This is a genomic window from Leptospira mtsangambouensis (assembly GCF_004770475.1).
Lineage (GTDB): Bacteria > Spirochaetota > Leptospiria > Leptospirales > Leptospiraceae > Leptospira_A > Leptospira_A mtsangambouensis.
This window is the reverse complement of the sequence record NZ_RQHK01000003.1, coordinates 26,068-39,657: the sequence shown is the minus strand read 5'-3', so window position 1 is coordinate 39,657 and position 13,590 is coordinate 26,068. Positions and strand designations below refer to the sequence as shown.

Genomic DNA, 13,590 nt, shown 5'->3' with positions numbered 1-13,590 from the left:
AGTTGCAATGTGTACTACCAAAAGCTAAAAACAATGATTTACTGAACCGGCCATTCAATTTATTTCAAAAATACCGCTAAAAACGTTTTAAAATAGCTCCAAAAACAGAATGAACGTTCTAAGAAAAAATGGCCAAGAATTTCCATTCAAACAAAGGAAAAAACTTGGCCCTGTAGGATATCATCCAATTTCAAAAATCAGAATTCTCTAATACGATTGCAATCCCTTGCCCTCCACCGATACAAAGAGAAGCCACTCCAAAACGCAAATTTTTTCTTCGCAACTCATTGGCAAGAGTGAGTATGACACGTGTTCCGCTGGCACCAAGCGGATGTCCAATGGCAATGGCTCCTCCATTCACATTCGTTTTTTCTGGGTTTAATTTTAACTCTCGTATAACAGCCAAAGTTTGGGCGGCATAAGCTTCATTGATTTCAAACAAATCTACTTCATCCATCTGAACTCCAGCATTTGCCAATGCTTTTGGGATAGCAAAAACAGGGCCAAGGCCCATCATTTTAGGATCACAACCTACATTCGCATATCCTAATATTTTTGCTAATGGTTTTAGATTTTTCTTTTGAGTCCATTTCTCCGAAGCAATGAGAAGAGATGCGGCTCCATCATTGATCCCTGATGAATTCCCTGCAGTGACACTCCCTTCTTTTAAAAAAGCAGTCGGTAGTTTCTTAAGTTGTTCAACACAGGACACTCCTCGGATCTGTTCATCCTTTTGGATGACAATTGCATTTTTTCCTTTGCTTATAATAGGAACCATCTCCTCAGATAAAATCCCTGACTCTGTTGCCTTTTCTGCGCGGACTTGAGAAATACCCGCCCAATCATCCTGATCCGATCTAGAAATTTGAAACTGTTTTGCAATGTTCTCAGCAGTCTCTCCCATTGTTAAATCTACAAAACAATCAGTTAAACTTTGTGCTAAACGGTCTTCGAGTATTGTGTCTCCATACTTATTTCCCCACCTAACATTTTTTACAACAAAAGGAGCATTACTCATGGATTCGGTTCCACCAACAAGTAATAGATCGTTTTCAAAAGAAAGAATTTTACGAGCACCAATGATAACACTTTCCATTCCAGATCCACAAAGGCGATTGACCGTAAGTGCACTTGAGTTTTCTTTTAGTCCTGACCTTAGTCCAATATGCCTTGCCAAATAGGCAGAATCCTTATCATCTTGGATTACGTTCCCATAAATGGATTCTTCAATTTCTTCAGGATCCAATCCTGTTTTACGAATCGTTTCTTTTGCCGAAATGACCCCTAACTCTGAAGAACTATAATCTTTTAATCCACCACCAAATTTTCCAAACGGAGTTCTGACTCCATCTAATATAACTACCATTGTTTTCTCCTTTTATAGTGTATATACACTATACGCTAATCGATTTTTTCTAAATTCAAACATTCCTACTTATTTACTCCGTTTCAAATCCAACCTGCAAAACAGGAAGACCTCTTAATTCGGTTAAACTATTTAAGGTATGTTTGAACGCAGATTTCCCCAACTCATCAATCATTGTTTTTTGTGCCAACCTCCAAAGTTCTATCGCTTGAGCCAATTTGGTCTCCCCCTTTTTTGTTAGAGTGAGACTCCTTACATTACCAATTTCTTTTTTTTCTATATTGATTAGACCGTCTCGATTCAAAATTTCTAAACTTCTTTGCAAAGTAGTTCGATCGATGTCAGTAATACGAGAAAGATCTGTAATACTGAGATCTTTTCCATATTCGATCCCGGCAAGTACGGTGAATTGTGTGATCCGAAGTCCAGATGGTTTTAACATTGAATCATAATAACTCGTGACGAGCCGACTTGTCCTTCGGAGGCTTAGATTCAAACAGGACAATCCAATTTGTTTTAAATCTTCATGAGAGTATTTCATTTCAAACCACCTAAGTAGCAAGAAAAGTGCATATACACCATTCTGTCAACCAAATGACAACACACACTTTTTACACCCGCTCCTGCAAAAAGAGTCAAAAGTTCCTTTCTGGGCTTTAGAATTTCTTTTTTCGAATCACCCATTCAGCAAAAATAAAATTAATGAACCAACCGGCACCCATCATTAAATCTCTTGGAATTCCTGAAGGTTCTCCACTCATAAAGACAAACCATGGCAAGTGAGTGAACACTTGGGTTCCGGCTCCCATACCAATCGCATAACCACGAATCATCCAATGACTATGTTTTAATATATTTCTTTTTAAAATAAAAAGGAATCCAACGGATATACAAGCGGTCATCCAAATGCCTACGACCAGACGAATTCCATACAACCAATCACCATCCGTCGGAACACGAGGATATGTTAGTGTTAACCATAAACCGGACAATGCAGAAATAAGTCCCATGAACACCAAAAATCTTCCCGAAATTCGATGCCACTTGATATGTTGTTTCCGAAACCCAGGTGAAAACTGGAAGGCACCAAGAACACCAAAAAAAATCACACCAACTATATGAACGAAAACAGGGATTGGGTCATTGAAGAACCTTTGGTTATCGGCTGTTATATTTCCACCGGTGGTTAATTGTAGTAACCGAAAGATCCCAGCGAGTGTAGGAACCAAACTCAAAAATAAAAGAGAACTGATGATGAAATAATCTTTCTTAGAATAAGATGCCATAGGGAACTCTTGCCCATTGCTTACCATAATTCAATAAAGAGCAAGCAGAAAAGAATGTTAAATCAACTTTCGACGCAATATCACCTAATCAAAAACTGATACTGCGCGAAACAAAATCTCTACAAAAAAATTTTTATAATCATTCTTTATTACATTTCAAGCGAAAAGACAGTTTTATTTGATGTGAACCTTTACCGAAATTATCAGCTATCAAACAATTCGCAACTCCTAACTCATAAACAGATTCTGTTGTTGTGTAAACTTTTGCGTTACAATCGTTGATAAGTCCATAATTTTTTCCAATTCCCAATGAAAGATCTAGATGCGAACCTGTTGTAGGAGGATTTGAAGCTTGTAAATAAACTCCTGCTGTTTTTGCCATATCTATTGAATGAATATCCAAACTCGGCATTTCGCCATCAGCTTTATGATATGTAATACCGGAAAGACCTGTTTTACAGGCCAATAGCTTCTTTAATTGATAGGTAATAGTCGAAGTATTATTTTCATTTATCTGCATTAAAGCAGTATTGATTTCTGGTTCCGGCAAAGAATATCCTTCATCTTGAAAGGTATTCTCTACAAGTTTATATACCATAAGTTCGCGGGCTCCGAATCCATTACCGTTTTCCTTTGTTTCACAAGAGATGCCAAAACTTGCAATCATCAACCCAATAAATAACGTATTTTTTTTTAACTGATCCATCTTAACTCCTATAAATCAAGATGAATCATCGCTTATTTTAAATAATATTGAAAGACTGCAATTGTCATATTTTATCAAAATAAAGTATGACGAATGTCACACTTATTGTTTTTTTATATTCAATGATGAGATTTAAAAATCATCACCATCATACGCAGATTAATCCAAAAAAAACGAAACATCTGCCAGGGTAAAAACGTTCGAAAGAATTTTGTTTTTCCATTGGGAACGGCAGTGAAATCACCTTGTTCATAAGATGAGTGTAATTCTTGTTTTTCTAATAAAACCAATTCTACCATTTCATTTGTTTTCATATATAACTCCAATCATTCAGGGATTAACCACCAACCCGGTTTACATTTTGCCTTGTACATAAACATATAATGCAAAATCATTTTGATCCAGTGTCCCGCAAGACCAATCTCACCTGTTGTGTATGTAAGAGACCTACCCCACTTAGGATATTCTTTATAATCAGGTACGATAGGATACACTGTCATTGAAACTGCTGTCCCTGAAAAAATACCATTTCCTGCAGAAGCAATACAAGCAGCACCCATCTGTGCCATGGAAGCTCAGTGTTTTAATTCTTTTGTTTTGGTTTTAATTTGATGGCTGATGTTTTGTGCCACCACTTTACCCATAATGGCCGAAGGCATTCCCGTTCTTGGGGGAGTTGGCGAAATTTGAATCCCTTCTTCATTTTTCATGACTTTTGAAATAGGATGCGGCGGTGCAAAAGCAATTCCCACACCGAAAAGATTCGAATAAAATGGAGACTGGTAAGTACTTGGCCAATCTTTTGCATCCCATTTCTCATATGGTTTTGGATCGTAGTTTGCATCTACCTTCATCATTCCATTAGCAGCAAACAATTTTGAAGTTAGGTCTTCTCCCGAATTTCCATAAGCCTTTAATCCAACCCCACTAAAAGGTGGAATCAACATCGAAAAATCAAAATGAACAAAACCATTTTCTCCATCTAAAGTGGTATAATATATTTTATTAGATTCTATTTTGGTTACATGAGCTCTTGTTTTCCATTGGATTCCTCTTTCGGTAAACAATGATTCTGCGAATATTTTACTACTTGTCACGTATCCGCCCTGTTCTAAGTGCATACCTCCCATCCCAAAATCACCTAACTCATATTCATTGGAAATCCACAAGATCTTAGCATTTTCCCGTACCCCTGCCTTCCTGAGTTCATGATCTACGTTAAAAAGATACTCAAACGCAGCACCTTGGCAGGTACACATTCCATGCCCTGTCCCAAATACAAAATTAAACTTTTCTCCTTTCTTCATTCTTTGGATAAGAGTTTGAAGTTTCTGATTTGCTTCTTCTGCATGTGAATAAGTACAAACTGAAACAGTATTTCCTTCCTCTGGTCCAAGACCTGGTGTGGCAGAAAAATTAAGTTTCGGACCAGTGGCATTGATACAATAATCATAAGATATTCGCCCTTTTTGCCCCTTTGTTTCCGGTGCCGTTGATTCGTATTCAATAAATGATTCTTTAGAATCAGAAGAACCCTCTGGAAAAAGATGGAGTGCTTTGGCTTGGATGAACTGAATCTTCATCTTATCATAAATTGGTTTTAATCCAAATGTTACTTCCTTGGGAATCATGGCACCCACACCTACCCAAATATTGGAAGGAATCCAGTTCCAATTGGCGTTAGGCGAAATCACCACAACCTCATGTTTTTTACCCAAACTCTTCTTGAGTAAAGTTGCCGCTGTATGACCAGAAATCCCTGCACCTAAAATCACTATTCTCATATTTATATACCAATACCCCTATATGTATATAGGAGATTTCAAAAAAGCAACCTTATCTTTGTTTTTTTGTTCGGTTTGACTTTTTTTTGCTGAACGCAGTTTAGAAAATTGAGTGAGGAAATAAAAGATAAAGAAGAAAGGATTTAGAAAAAAAATAGAATGATTCTATTTAGCAAAAGAAATTAAAAAATGGATCCAACGTTTTTTTAAATGTAATATCATCACAAGATTTATTGTTTCTCTAACCTTAACTTTACTTCATGCAAAATTTCTTGATACACAGTTGTTCCCAATTGGTATTCAATCTCTGATTTTCCTTTTCCAGTGACGAACTCTTTAAAACTCCAATCGCAACGATTGGGATCTTTTCCTGAATCAAACCAATCCTTAAAGATGACTTCTCCATTCTCTAGTATAACTTCTACTAGGTGATAAGGTTCAGTGTTTTGCCAATAACGTTTTTCATTCATAAATTTTTGATTCCCTAAACTTTGGATGAGATAAACGACAAATGTTTTATAGTGGATTCTCTAGTACGGTAGAACAATCAAATCGAATTTAATTTAATATAGTTCAATATAGATTGCACTGCAAAAAGGAAAAAATTTCTGAATAATGAATGATCTATTTGATCTCATAATTCGGTCACAAAATCAAAAAAAGCAGCCATATAGAATAGAATTACCTTGCAATTTTCGTCTCTAAAAATATCAATCACTTCAACAAGTAGGACAAAACCGGATGATTATATTTCAATGCCCCACAGCAGTTACAGAATACCTAGAAGATAAAAAGATCGTTGTTCTTACACAAACTGGGAAAAATACTGGGGCCAATTTAAAAGATAGTTTAGACAAAGGTGTTGAGGCTCTCATCCAAAACAAGGCCGTCAAATGGCTATCAGACAATCGCAACATGGGAACACATACGGCAGAAGATGTGGAATGGATAAACAACGATTGGACTCCACGTGCAATCAAAGCTGGTTGGAAAAAGTGGGCGCTTGTGCAACCACAATCAGCTTTATCTGCAATGTCTGAAAAAAACATAGTTGATTTTTTTGCTTCTAATGGAATTGAAGTTAAGATCTTTGAAACTCCAGAAGAAGGATTCAAATGGTTGGAGTCAGTTTAGATTCCAAGAATGAAATTTAATAAAACAACTCAATACACACTATTATCAATTGTTTTGGTAACAATCCAGCTTTTGTCCGTTTTGTATGCCCTATTTGGCCAAACAGATTTTAGCTGGACATTGGTGATCCTGCAATCGGTTGGATTTGTTTTTTCAGTCATTATGTTATCTTTTGTACTGAGGCAATTAAATCAGTATAAACAACAATTTTCCGCTATCAAACGCATTTTGATCAATGCAATTAAGGGCAGTTTATTCATTGATCCTACTGTTAAATCAAAATTAAAAAAGACAAACGAAGTTGATTCAATTTTACTTTCTTTATATGAATTATTACATATTTTCCAGGATATTATCACCCTCCTAAAAGATGCAACCGGAGGACTTTCGGAATCTGTAGACAATGCAAAGTTGGCAGATGATTCATTCCATTCCAGTTTGATTCGGCAAAAAGATTATTCGCAGAACTTAGATTTGACGGTCCGTAAAATGACGGACAACATGACAAACATCGAAAATGCTTCCACTAACAATTATGAAACTTTAATCAGAGTTTCTGAAAGCATAAGAGTACTTTCCGAACATATCAATGAGTCAGAAAAAAATAGTAACCTTTCAAAAAATTTAACTTTCGGTATCTCTGAAAAAATCAAACAGGGAAACAAAGCAATGGAAGAAATGGCGAAAGTCATTGAGAACATTGCCGTCAGTTCTGGAAAAATTGAAGGAATGGTCATTGTCATCAAAGAAATTTCCGAACGAGTGAACCTATTGGCATTAAACGCATCGATTGAAGCTGCAAGAGCTGGTGAATACGGCAGTGGTTTCGCAGTTGTCGCTCAGGAAGTATCAAAACTAGCAACACAAACTTCCAATAGTATCAAAGAAATTGACAATAATGTCAAACGAAACAAAGAAGAAGTTACACTCAATCGTCAAAAGATTAACGAAACAAACCAACTATACAAAGAGATCATTGGTGAAGTAAAACAAATATTTGAAAAAATTGATTTCATCTCTGAATCAGCCAACAATCAAATGCAGATCAAAGAAAAATTGATTTTTGAATCCGAACAACTTTCAAGGATGTTAGCAGAGATAAAAGAAAACATTGCTGACCAAAACAATTCACAGAAACTCATTTCCGATGTTGCCCAAGCAATGGATTCAAGTGTCAAAGCTACCTTTTCGGAAGGTGAAAATCTTTCCAAACTTTTAGAAAAAATCAGATCCACGACAGATGATATTGGTGGTGTGATTCTTCTGTTTAAGTAAGTATATTTCATCTCCGAACTCTGTTCGTAAAACTACCTTTTTATTTATTGCATTGTATTTCAAAAATTAGCGTATTTTGATAAATTTTTTATTCTCATTCTAAAACTTATGTTACCAAAAGTTCTATTGTAATAGAAATTATCATAAATTTTAGTACAATTACCACTTCACAGAGGTTACATTTTCTAGTTGCCTATATTCTAATTTTGTGTTGGCCTTCTTTTTTACATTTTTTGTCGCCATAATGGGGAAGAGAGATGGATACAGAAGAGCAAATACCCAATACTCCTTCTAACAATCAGACAAATCAAGGACTTGATTTTCACTGCATTTTCCAATCTCTTCCTGAACTGTACATGCTTTTAGATCTTGATTTCCGTATCATCGATATCAGTGATGCCTACGCAAAAGCAACCCTCATCAAACGAGAAAATGTAATCGGACATAATATTTTTCAGATTTTCCCGGACAACCCGAATGATGAGTATGCGGATGGTGTCAAACAGCTCAAGTTTTCTTTAATGCAAGTCCTTAAGTATAAAGTCTCAAGCACAATGACATTACAAAAGTATGATATTCGAAAACCGAATGGGAATGGCTTCGAAGTTAGATACTGGAGTCCAAGAAATTTTCCAGTTTTAGACAAAGATGGAAATTTAATTTGTATTGTTCATAGAGCAGAAGATGTAACTGAATTTGTCCACCTAAAAGAACAAAAGTTAGAAAATTCACAAATCACTGAAGATATACAAGACCAAATGATTAAAATGGAAGCGGAAATTTTAGTACGCGCCAAAGAAGTAATCGAAAAAAATGAAGCTCTCTTAAATAGCGAACAGAATCTATCGATCACCTTAAGTTCGATAGGTGATGCAGTCATTACAACGGATGAATATGGAATAGTAAATCGTCTGAATCCAGTCGCAGAAGAACTAACCGGTTGGAAAGAAAAAGATGCCATGGGTCATCCCGTATCAGAAATTTTAAAAATGATCCATGCACAATCTAATTTAGAAAAGGAAATTCCTATCTTAGAAGTTTTAACAACAGGAAAACCAAAAGGAGATAACCAAGATTCCATTTTAATCCATCGCAATGGTAAAAAGATTAATATTTCTAACAACTGTGCGCCAATACGAAATAAATCAAATAAAGTCATTGGTTCCATTTTGGTTTTCCGAGATATTTCCGAGGAATTTGCTGCGAAAGCATTTTTAGAGAAAGCAAAGGAAAAAGCAGAACTAGCAAACAAAGCAAAAGACTCTTTTCTTGCAACCATGAGCCATGAAATTAGAACACCCCTCAGTGCACTCATTGGAATGTTGGAACTCCTTTCTCATACCTCTTTGAATACAGACCAGAAACATATGGTTAAAAATACACTCGACTCTGGGACCAGTTTGCTTCGCATTTTAAGTGATATTCTAGATTGGTCAAAAATTGAAGATGGAAAATTAGAATTATCTCTCCAACCAACATCGATTAAGCGACTTCTTTCAGAAGTCGTAAGAACTTATTCACATATTGCCAGCTCAAAAGGGTTAAAATTGTATTATACGATTGATGAGAATATCTCCAATGCTCACTTAGTTGATCCTTTAAGATTGTCACAAATAATAAATAATTTTGTTAGCAATGGAATAAAATTCACCCCCAAAGGAAACATTCACGTCTCTGCAGTCTTATTGAAAAAACTTTCCCATGCTGAACAAATTAGGTTTTCTGTGACAGATACAGGAATTGGTCTCAGCAAAAAAGACCAATCCAGATTATTCCAAACTTACACACAAGCAACAGCCGATACAGCTAGATTGTATGGAGGAACAGGCCTTGGACTTGCAATATGCCGACGTTTGGCAGACCTACTAGATGGAGAAATCACAATTGAAAGTACACCAAATGTAGGCACTACATTTAGTTTCATCTTATCTCTTCCCTCGCTCAAATTAGACTTGGATGAAATAGAATCTTTTAATGCAGAAGAAAATAGTTCATTGCCAATTTTAGGAAGTGATTCCCATATCCCAAGAATTCTTGCTGTCGATGATCATTCTGTAAATTTAGAACTATTGATTCGCCAATTAGAATCATTCGGGCTCCAAGCTGATGGAGCAGAAGACGGAGAAAAGGCGATCAAACTTTGGCTAAAGAATAAATATGATTTGATTATTACCGATTGTCACATGCCGATAAAAGACGGCTATACCTTAACAAAGGAAATTAGAAATCTTGAAAGTTCGAACTATCAAAAGAAAATTCCGATCATCGCTTACACTGCCAATGTATTGAGTGAAGAAAATGAACATTGCCTCTCCGTTGGCATGGACGATGTATTGATTAAACCAGCTCGATTAAATAATCTAAAACAAACTCTTCTGAAATGGATTCCGTCAATTACAAGCCCGATCAAAATGAACTCATCGGATACACTCATTGGTGCAGAAACTCCAATTGACCTCAATGAACTCTCAAACATTGTTTCAGACAAACATGCACAAATTGCTGTTCTTAAAAAATTCAGAAATCATCACCGAAAAGATTTTACAAAACTGATTGATCAATTACAAAATACAAACTTTAAAGAAGCAATTCATTTGGCCCACCGGCTAAAAGGTTCAAGTCAAGTTGCAGGTGCGATGGAACTGGCAAAAGGTTATATAAGAATTGAGTCTTTAATTAAAGAAAACGAAATAGATAAGGCTTTAAAAGAGATTGAAATAATGAAAGAAGATGTTTTAAGCATCGAATCTTTCATCGACATGCTATGAATTCATATAACTTAAAAAAGGTGATATCATGACTACAAATGATTTAAATTTCTTAGTAATTGAAGATGATGATTTCCAAAGGGAAGTTATAGTAGATATCTTAGCACGTTTGGGCGCAATGCATGTTACAGAAGCTCGAACCGGGAACGAAGCACTTAAAATTTTAAACGAAACAGATTCTAGTCCAATCGATATCATCCTTTGTGATTTAAATATGCCGGAAATGGATGGAATGGAATTTCTTCGCCACATTGGGACATCTCATTCTTCCATAGCAACAATCATCATGAGCGCGCTCGACGGGGCCTTGATTGAATCAGTTCGGAAAATGGCAAGTGCATATGGTACAAATTTACTTGGAGCAATTGAAAAACCTATCACTCCGGAACATTTAGAAACCCTATTTTCATTATACAATGCTCGCGACTTCAAACAAGGTAAGGCATCAAATCAAGGATCACGTTTTACATTAGGGGAAATTTTAGAAGGTTTAACAAATGGAGATTTTGAACCTTTTTTCCAACCAAAGATACAACTAGCAACAGGTAAGTTAATTGGCGCGGAAGCATTAGCAAGATGGGTACATCCCATACATGGTGTTATTGCTCCTTATGCATTCATTGATTTATTAGAAAAAACGGGCAATATAGATATACTTACATTCGTTATGTTAGAAAAATCAGCCAAAGCTTGTCAGTTACTTCACTCCCAAGGATTTGAGATTTCTATTTCCATCAATTTATCACTCACCTCTTTGACTGATACAAAACTTGCAGATAAAATCACTCGCATTGTCTTAGAATCAGGAATAGATCCTAAATATATAATTCTTGAAATCACAGAAACAGCGGCAATGACAGAGATGGCGCCTGCCCTTGAAAATTTAGCGCGCCTTCGAATGAAAGGATTTGGACTGTCTATTGATGATTATGGTACGGGTTATTCCAGTATGCAACAAATCGCAAGAATTGCATTTACGGAACTAAAGATTGACCAGTCGTTTGTCCGTGAAATGGCAACAAGCAATGTCTCCAAAGTACTCATCAACTCAAGTATTGACATGGCAACAAAATTACAAATGAAATCAACGGCAGAAGGTATTGAAACGAAAACTGATTGGGAACAACTGCAAAGTATGAAATGTGATTTAGGACAAGGTTATTACATAGCGAAACCAATGAATTTCAATGATTTCCTAAATTTTTGTAATCAAAGTGTCGGAGTGAGATAAGATTTTGTTATTTTGTACAATCTATTCATTCGTTTGGAGATGAATCTATTTACAAGGTTTTGACCTAATAAAAGATAAGTTTATATACAGTTGTCTTTTTGATTGGAGTCAAATCATGCCTACAAACATTGAATTAGAAACATTGGAATCCGTAAAAAATTATTATGGGAAAATTCTCCAAACAAATAAAGATTTAAAAACTTCGGCTTGCTGTAGTATTGAATCTGTTCCATCCAACTACTTACCTCTCATTGCAAAAATACATCCGGTAGTGAAAGAAAAATTTTATGGATGTGGATCTCCTTTTCCACAAGCACTAACAGGAAGAAAGATATTGGATTTAGGATGCGGAACAGGCAGGGATGTTTATTTATTATCACAACTAGTAGGTGAGACTGGCTCTGTCATTGGAATTGATATGACAAAAGAACAACTGGATGTTGCCAATTCCTACTTGGATTACCATAGAGACCAATTTGGTTACAATAAATCCAATGTATCTTTTGTTTCAGGTTATATCGAAAACCTAAAATCATGTGGCATCGAAGACAACTCGATTGATTTAATCGTTTCAAACTGCGTAACTAATTTATCGCCTAACAAAAAAATGGTTTTTTCTGAAATATTCCGAGTTTTAAAACCGGGAGGCGAATTGTATTTTTCCGATGTATTTTCTAACCAGAGAATCCCGGAGAATCTAAAACATGATCCAATATTACTTGGCGAATGTTTGGCGGGAGCACTTTATACCGAAGATTTCAGAAGACTACTTTCCTCACTGGGGATTCATGATTTCCGTATCGTCTCACAATCCAAAATTAATTTAATCAATCCTGATATTGAGAAAAAAATAGGGAATATAAACTTCTATTCAATCACATTTAGGGCATTTAAAATTCCTCTGGAGGATCGTTGTGAAGATTATGGACAAGTGGCATATTACCAAGGTACGATCGATGGAAATCCACATAATTTTTTGTTAGATGATCATCATAATTTTATTACGGGAAAACCAATGTTAGTTTGCGGAAATACGGCAGATATGATTTCGACAACCCATTATAAGGATCACTTTCGCATCATTGGAGATAAATCACAACATTATGGTCTATTTGATTGTGGCCCTAGTGCAGTCATTGCTTCTCAAGGTGAAATTGGGATAGGAGCCTGTTGTTAACTGATAGGGAGATGTTACTACTTTTACGATAAATTGCATAGAGCGTAAACCCTATGCAAAAAAGTGAATTTACTTTTTCTTTCCAGCTGCTTTTTCAACAACAGGAGTTCCTTCCACGTAAACACAGTTTAAAACTAACCAAACTCCGTGTTTCCCTTTGATGGTTACGTCTTTTAATCCCGTAGCACCAGGAGCTTTGCTAAGTGCATCACGAGTAGCTTCAGCAATGCTTTGGTTATACCATGCATTATAAAAACCAGAAAAACCGCATTCACGGCCTTCCACTGTCCCAGTACCAACAACTTCTAAATTTGTAGGAGCTTCTAAAGAAACTTCTTTAAAATTACCAACTTTAGTGGAGCAACTAACAGCAAATGCGATTGCGAAAAATGCCAACCATTTCATATTCATATCTTTTCCTTACCTATTATTTCAGCTTTCTCATTTGAGCACAAGCGGAAGCAAACTTTGCGTCCCATAGTAAACCAACGTTTTGGTTTTTAACATTTCCTCTTGCTTTTGCATCCGCAAAAACATCATCATAAATCCCGATGATGATCGTACCACACTTTTCACCTAAAACAGTTTCCGATAATTCTGCTGAATCATTTTCTGCCGGAACTAAGTATCCTACTTTTCCCGCAGTGACACAATTTGACAGAAAAACGATAATTCCAAAAAGGAATATTTTTTTCATTTTTGTTCTCCTTAATTCGGTTATATGGGGTAAAGATCAAGATTGTGTAAAGAAAATAAAAAAGTGTTTTTGTTTTAAATTTCAGAAAACTTTGACCGCAAAACAATAGGATTGGCGAGAAAAAGTAAACAAATGTTAAGTTGCCCACCTTCTATTGCAATACCTG

15 protein-coding genes are annotated in these 13,590 nt (G+C 35.8%); 5 read left to right on the top strand and 10 right to left on the bottom strand.

Annotated elements, in window-relative coordinates; translation table 11 throughout:
- Nucleotides 1–190: 190 nt before the first annotated feature.
- The 8 genes from EHR01_RS06765 to EHR01_RS06735 all read right to left on the bottom strand — a co-directional run bounded on the left by EHR01_RS06765 (nucleotide 191) and on the right by EHR01_RS06735 (nucleotide 5,612).
- Complete coding sequence (locus EHR01_RS06765; protein ID WP_135693949.1) at nucleotides 191–1,366, bottom strand: thiolase family protein; 1,176 nt, start codon at nucleotides 1,364–1,366, stop codon at nucleotides 191–193.
- Between the two features lie 73 nt (nucleotides 1,367–1,439).
- Complete coding sequence (locus EHR01_RS06760) at nucleotides 1,440–1,907, bottom strand: MarR family winged helix-turn-helix transcriptional regulator (RefSeq protein WP_135693948.1); 468 nt, start codon at nucleotides 1,905–1,907, stop codon at nucleotides 1,440–1,442.
- Between the two features lie 115 nt (nucleotides 1,908–2,022).
- Nucleotides 2,023–2,652 (bottom strand): DUF2306 domain-containing protein, encoded by a 630-nt coding sequence (locus EHR01_RS06755; RefSeq protein ID WP_135693947.1) that lies wholly within the window; start codon nucleotides 2,650–2,652, stop codon nucleotides 2,023–2,025.
- A 139-nt stretch (nucleotides 2,653–2,791) separates the two neighbouring features.
- On the bottom strand, nucleotides 2,792–3,358 hold the full coding sequence (locus EHR01_RS06750) for a hypothetical protein (protein ID WP_135693946.1): 567 nt from the start codon (nucleotides 3,356–3,358) through the stop codon (nucleotides 2,792–2,794).
- 119 nt (nucleotides 3,359–3,477) lie between these two features.
- Entirely contained in the window at nucleotides 3,478–3,672 is a 195-nt protein-coding gene (locus tag EHR01_RS06745) for a hypothetical protein (RefSeq protein ID WP_135693945.1), read from the bottom strand.
- A gap of 12 nt (nucleotides 3,673–3,684) precedes the next feature.
- Nucleotides 3,685–3,927 carry a hypothetical protein gene (locus EHR01_RS19385; protein WP_279638585.1) on the bottom strand — a complete coding sequence of 81 codons (243 nt, stop codon included), beginning with the start codon at nucleotides 3,925–3,927 and terminating at the stop codon, nucleotides 3,685–3,687.
- A gap of 6 nt (nucleotides 3,928–3,933) precedes the next feature.
- Nucleotides 3,934–5,142 (bottom strand): NAD(P)/FAD-dependent oxidoreductase, encoded by a 1,209-nt coding sequence (locus tag EHR01_RS06740; RefSeq protein WP_279638584.1) that lies wholly within the window; start codon nucleotides 5,140–5,142, stop codon nucleotides 3,934–3,936.
- 230 nt (nucleotides 5,143–5,372) lie between these two features.
- A complete protein-coding gene (locus EHR01_RS06735) occupies nucleotides 5,373–5,612 on the bottom strand; it encodes a hypothetical protein (RefSeq protein WP_135693944.1) in 240 nt (79 codons plus the stop codon).
- A gap of 271 nt (nucleotides 5,613–5,883) precedes the next feature.
- On the opposite strand from EHR01_RS06735, the gene EHR01_RS06730 reads away from it, so the two are divergent.
- The 5 genes from EHR01_RS06730 to EHR01_RS06710 all read left to right on the top strand — a co-directional run bounded on the left by EHR01_RS06730 (nucleotide 5,884) and on the right by EHR01_RS06710 (nucleotide 12,727).
- Nucleotides 5,884–6,276 (top strand): STAS/SEC14 domain-containing protein, encoded by a 393-nt coding sequence (locus tag EHR01_RS06730; protein WP_135693943.1) that lies wholly within the window; start codon nucleotides 5,884–5,886, stop codon nucleotides 6,274–6,276.
- Between the two features lie 9 nt (nucleotides 6,277–6,285).
- Nucleotides 6,286–7,551 (top strand): methyl-accepting chemotaxis protein, encoded by a 1,266-nt coding sequence (locus EHR01_RS06725; protein WP_135693942.1) that lies wholly within the window; start codon nucleotides 6,286–6,288, stop codon nucleotides 7,549–7,551.
- 257 nt (nucleotides 7,552–7,808) lie between these two features.
- Nucleotides 7,809–10,319: an ATP-binding protein gene (locus tag EHR01_RS06720; RefSeq protein ID WP_135693941.1), complete on the top strand. Its 2,511-nt coding sequence runs from the start codon at nucleotides 7,809–7,811 to the stop codon at nucleotides 10,317–10,319.
- Between the two features lie 28 nt (nucleotides 10,320–10,347).
- The gene (locus tag EHR01_RS06715) at nucleotides 10,348–11,550 is read left to right on the top strand and encodes an EAL domain-containing response regulator (protein WP_135693940.1); all 1,203 of its coding nucleotides are present in this window, start codon (nucleotides 10,348–10,350) and stop codon (nucleotides 11,548–11,550) included.
- Nucleotides 11,551–11,665: 115 nt separating this feature from the next.
- Nucleotides 11,666–12,727 carry a methyltransferase domain-containing protein gene (locus EHR01_RS06710; protein ID WP_135693939.1) on the top strand — a complete coding sequence of 354 codons (1,062 nt, stop codon included), beginning with the start codon at nucleotides 11,666–11,668 and terminating at the stop codon, nucleotides 12,725–12,727.
- 69 nt (nucleotides 12,728–12,796) lie between these two features.
- On the opposite strand, the gene EHR01_RS06705 is transcribed toward EHR01_RS06710, so the two are convergent.
- Nucleotides 12,797–13,132 (bottom strand): hypothetical protein, encoded by a 336-nt coding sequence (locus EHR01_RS06705; protein WP_135694179.1) that lies wholly within the window; start codon nucleotides 13,130–13,132, stop codon nucleotides 12,797–12,799.
- A gap of 22 nt (nucleotides 13,133–13,154) precedes the next feature.
- Nucleotides 13,155–13,424 carry a hypothetical protein gene (locus EHR01_RS06700; protein ID WP_135693938.1) on the bottom strand — a complete coding sequence of 90 codons (270 nt, stop codon included), beginning with the start codon at nucleotides 13,422–13,424 and terminating at the stop codon, nucleotides 13,155–13,157.
- Nucleotides 13,425–13,590 lie beyond the last annotated feature (166 nt).

What these genes read in the sequence shown, in the direction of transcription:
- EHR01_RS06765 (WP_135693949.1), bottom strand. Translation starts at nt 1,366, where the DNA reads ATGGTAGTTATATTAGATGGAGTCAGAACTCCGTTTGGAAAATTTGGT.
- EHR01_RS06760 (WP_135693948.1), bottom strand. Translation starts at nt 1,907, where the DNA reads ATGAAATACTCTCATGAAGATTTAAAACAAATTGGATTGTCCTGTTTG.
- EHR01_RS06755 (WP_135693947.1), bottom strand. Translation starts at nt 2,652, where the DNA reads ATGGCATCTTATTCTAAGAAAGATTATTTCATCATCAGTTCTCTTTTA.
- EHR01_RS06750 (WP_135693946.1), bottom strand. Translation starts at nt 3,358, where the DNA reads ATGGATCAGTTAAAAAAAAATACGTTATTTATTGGGTTGATGATTGCA.
- EHR01_RS06745 (WP_135693945.1), bottom strand. Translation starts at nt 3,672, where the DNA reads ATGAAAACAAATGAAATGGTAGAATTGGTTTTATTAGAAAAACAAGAA.
- EHR01_RS19385 (WP_279638585.1), bottom strand. Translation starts at nt 3,927, where the DNA reads ATGGCACAGATGGGTGCTGCTTGTATTGCTTCTGCAGGAAATGGTATT.
- EHR01_RS06740 (WP_279638584.1), bottom strand. Translation starts at nt 5,142, where the DNA reads ATGAGAATAGTGATTTTAGGTGCAGGGATTTCTGGTCATACAGCGGCA.
- EHR01_RS06735 (WP_135693944.1), bottom strand. Translation starts at nt 5,612, where the DNA reads ATGAATGAAAAACGTTATTGGCAAAACACTGAACCTTATCACCTAGTA.
- EHR01_RS06730 (WP_135693943.1), top strand. Translation starts at nt 5,884, where the DNA reads ATGATTATATTTCAATGCCCCACAGCAGTTACAGAATACCTAGAAGAT.
- EHR01_RS06725 (WP_135693942.1), top strand. Translation starts at nt 6,286, where the DNA reads ATGAAATTTAATAAAACAACTCAATACACACTATTATCAATTGTTTTG.
- EHR01_RS06720 (WP_135693941.1), top strand. Translation starts at nt 7,809, where the DNA reads ATGGATACAGAAGAGCAAATACCCAATACTCCTTCTAACAATCAGACA.
- EHR01_RS06715 (WP_135693940.1), top strand. Translation starts at nt 10,348, where the DNA reads ATGACTACAAATGATTTAAATTTCTTAGTAATTGAAGATGATGATTTC.
- EHR01_RS06710 (WP_135693939.1), top strand. Translation starts at nt 11,666, where the DNA reads ATGCCTACAAACATTGAATTAGAAACATTGGAATCCGTAAAAAATTAT.
- EHR01_RS06705 (WP_135694179.1), bottom strand. Translation starts at nt 13,132, where the DNA reads ATGAAATGGTTGGCATTTTTCGCAATCGCATTTGCTGTTAGTTGCTCC.
- EHR01_RS06700 (WP_135693938.1), bottom strand. Translation starts at nt 13,424, where the DNA reads ATGAAAAAAATATTCCTTTTTGGAATTATCGTTTTTCTGTCAAATTGT.